Genomic DNA, 3,703 nt, shown 5'->3' on the forward strand with positions numbered 1-3,703 from the left:
GCAAGATCACGATTTGCAACTAGTTGTGGTGGCAACACGAAAGAGGCAGGGGGCGCAGGGTGCAAGGGTGAAATTTTATCTCCCTGCTCCCCGCTCCCTACACCCCGCTCCCCGCTCCCTGCAAAGTGCTCCCTGCCCCCTGCTTCCTCTGGTTTGGCTAAAATGGCCTCTAAGTCAATTAGCTTACGGATAAGTCGTCCTCCATCATCTCTGTTTACTAGTTCTGGTGTGACTTCCATTCCGTAAGCGTCTCTAATTCGGAATTTTTCACACTCGTAAACTTCTTCTGGTTTAAGGTAGTCCTGGTGTTGTCTAATTTCGTAGGTCAAGCGATCAATATCTTTGGCGTTGGCAACTTTGGTACAATGTTCGGCGTTAATTGTAGAAGCTGCGGCTTGCAGAGCACCATTGACGACTTGAGAAAATTCATCACCCATAGGAATAATTGTATTGCCCATGTGTTCAAGCAGTGTACGCAAGTCAGTTCTAAGATTATTGATTGACCAATTTCTTTGAGCTTCAATCTGACAACTGGCATCCAACGCCCAATCCTTCTCTGCCCCCCGTTTACCAGTTTCTCTGTTGATGCGGAGCAAAAAAGCGGTCATCTCGTTTTTTTGGAGGATTTTTTCTTTAAGGAGCCTAGCATTGGTTTCGGCGTAGCCAAATGGTGGGCGAGGAGCTACCCAAATATGCATCGGTAGATTGTCACGAATACGCCACAACATTTGGGCGCATTCAGTAGCTGCTTGGGATACAGCATGAAACACACCAAAAATTACGTTAAAATGAGGGGCACTAATGTCAACTCCGGTTCCTAAACTAGGAGTGGTTAATATCACATCGATATTTTGAATTGCTGTGTTGATTTCTTTAATAAATATGACATTCTCTTCGCTACCAGAATTTTCTGAGTGAATTGCCCAGATCCTCAGTCTGTGATCTGATTCTAGAGCTTCTGAAGCAGAGGGAGCAGAGGGGCAGAGGGGCAGAGGAGCAGGGGGAGGAATTTCTCCCTTTCTCCCTGTTTCCTGCACCCATGCTTCTTCCCCCTCGGCTCCTCCGCTCCTCCGCTCCCCTGCATCCAATAGGGTGCGTTCAAGTTTTTTGATAAACCGCTTACTATCATATGCGACATAGCATTTTTGTCCTGCCATAACTGCGGCATGAATCTGTGCTACTAGGGTGCTACTGTTGCTACCCTCGTACCAATAAACTTGGCGTCCAGAAGATTTCCACTCATTTAAAATAATGTAAGGTTGATCGCCCTCGGGACGCATTGCTCGGAAAAAGTCAATCGTTATATCGTCCAGGTGGGCATCTGCCAGCACTACCAAAGAAGCTTGATGAACTAGAGATTCTAGAACCTCTAAAATCAGAGCGCGATGCTGTTTACAAGTTTTCGATTTCAGCAGATGAGCTACATATTGGCAGGCTTCATCAATAAATATGCAATCGTAAGCTTGCAGATCGCTAGCCATTTTGTAGAGTGAATCAACAGTAATGCTCAGGGCATCAGCGGAACTTAACTTCCCAGCTCCGATCTGAGAATACATCTGTGTTGTTAGCCGTTCACTCAAGTTTTTGAGCAGGTTTACTCGATGCCCATTGTTTAAAAACCGCAGTTGCGGGTGCTGTTTTCGCCAGCGTGCTAAAAATTCGGTTTTACCCGTACCCATATCAGACAGCAAACATACTAGTCCTGTTGAGGGGAGTTTTTTTATGGCATCTGTGAGAAAGCGACTGTTGACCTTAATATCAGGTTTATACTTGCGTAGTCCTCTGTTTTGATTGAGAAAAAATGATTTTTGATATTCTCTCAATGTAAATGCATCGTCAATCAGCGTAGTCACGCAAGAAGAGGCAAGGGTGCAGGGGGCGGGGGGCAGGGGGAAAGAAGCAGAGGGGCTCTTTGCGGGGTGCAAGGGGGAAATTTTATCTCCCTGCTCCCTGCAAAGTGCTCCCTGCAAAGTGCTCCCCGCTCCCTGCCCCCTACCCCCTGCCCCCTTGCCTCTTGTGCCAAGTGCTATCACCCAATCATCAATCCCTTTTTCTGGTCCTGGCAATTGTGCGACTTCGCAGCTACAACCAACAGCTTCAATTGCCTTGCCTGTACGAATAGTTGCCTGGTAAACTGACCAACGGGTTTTGGGTTTAGTCTCATAATCGAAGAGAATAATAAACTTGCGTCCCGGTTGCGCCAATGGCATTAAGTCAGGATGCAGACGTTCATCAAAATCTTTTTTACCAACTCGCCCGTTCCAAATTCCAGGTAAGGCTACAGCCACATACCCAAGACTTAACAAACAAGCGGCTTTTTTCTCGCCCTCACAAATTATTACGGGGATTTCTGAATGTAACTGCACCCATTCCCAGAATAAGCGTGGATGCAATCTATCAAATAGACGCAGTGCCAGGGGAGAAAGATAGCGCTTGATGTTGTACTTTTGGGCAACTTTGTTCCATAAGTGTTCTGGGACATTAAAATAGGTGATGCGGTTGGGGGTCAGTGGTGGAGATTCGTATTTGATGGGTTTTGCATTGCCCCCGACAATATTGGTACCAAACAGACCCTTATTGTCTTTTTCAAAGTCAATCCGGGGATTATCAGGCTTCAACCGTCCCCATTCCATTATGTCCCAGTTGTTAAGTGGATCTAGTCCGCTTACCCACCATCCCCCAAATTCGATGTGGGCATATTTTCTTAAATAGTAGTCTCGCAGTCGTCCATCATTACGTCTTGCTGTCTGGTCTAGGGCGTAAAGTAAATATTCATAAACTTCCTGACCAATCACAGAACGAACATTTAATTGTGCAAGCTGATTGTCAACTGCTGAACCTACAACCCATTCCTGCCAATGCTTTTGGATTAATGGGTTAAACACATTGTTTTCGCTGGTGTAGTCCATTTTTGTAACTCCGATGTGTGTTCATCGGGGCTACCCACAATCTTCAGCAATACTAGCGCTGCAACGCTTTCAAGTATTACGGCATTAATTGACTTCGTAGCAGTTATTTGGAAAGGGGGTAAAGGATGTATTTTCCCTTTCTCTCAACTTCTGCCAAAAACTAGATTTTTCTGAAATCTTTGGGATCTCGTAGTAAAGGTTTTAGTCATTTGATGCCACTTGATTACAGTACAAGCTAGCTTTGCCTAGATCACACAGACATTGTTAAATTAAATTTGGTTGTTTTTAGTGGTTGGTTGCTTGAGTAGCAAACCATGTGCTTGGCGATTGCCAGTCTTGTGTCTGCCTGTGAGTAGCCAGCCGATTTCTTTTTACAAGGCAGTGATTTAAGTCGTTTTTCACAATCAGGGTAGACAAGAAATTGTAGAGCCAGACACTTTTTCAAAATTGAGCAAATTTTTTGAAAAAAAAGTCTGTTCTTCCCTTGCCCTTGTATGTTAGTATTGCGTACAAAGGCAATGAAAAACGGGCAAAAGCATTATCGCTGTTGCCACACTCTGTGTTGTCTTCAAAAAGAAGGCAAGATTGCTTGCACTGGCTGAGTCGTGAGATGCCGCTAGTCCCATACAGTTCGTTGGTTTCAACCGCCAAGTCTCTGCCAACACTGTTGTCTAACGGCTCGCCTCCCCATTCTGACTAGTTAAATAATGTTTTCTTTTTTACCTCCTTGTAGTTAACCTTGATCTCTTTGCACTCATGGAGGTACGCTCAAAATTGTCAACGCCTGATGTCAC

Annotated in this window: 1 protein-coding gene; it reads right to left on the minus strand. The window is 45.0% G+C overall.

The annotated features are described in order from the left end of the window. Positions 1 to 2,909, minus strand: a 2,909-nt coding sequence (locus tag AC5JMK_RS13425; protein WP_495910322.1) for a DUF3854 domain-containing protein, incomplete at its 3' end; no start/stop codon positions are given. Positions 2,910 to 3,703 lie beyond the last annotated feature (794 nt).

Source organism: Pelatocladus sp., from assembly GCF_059505505.1.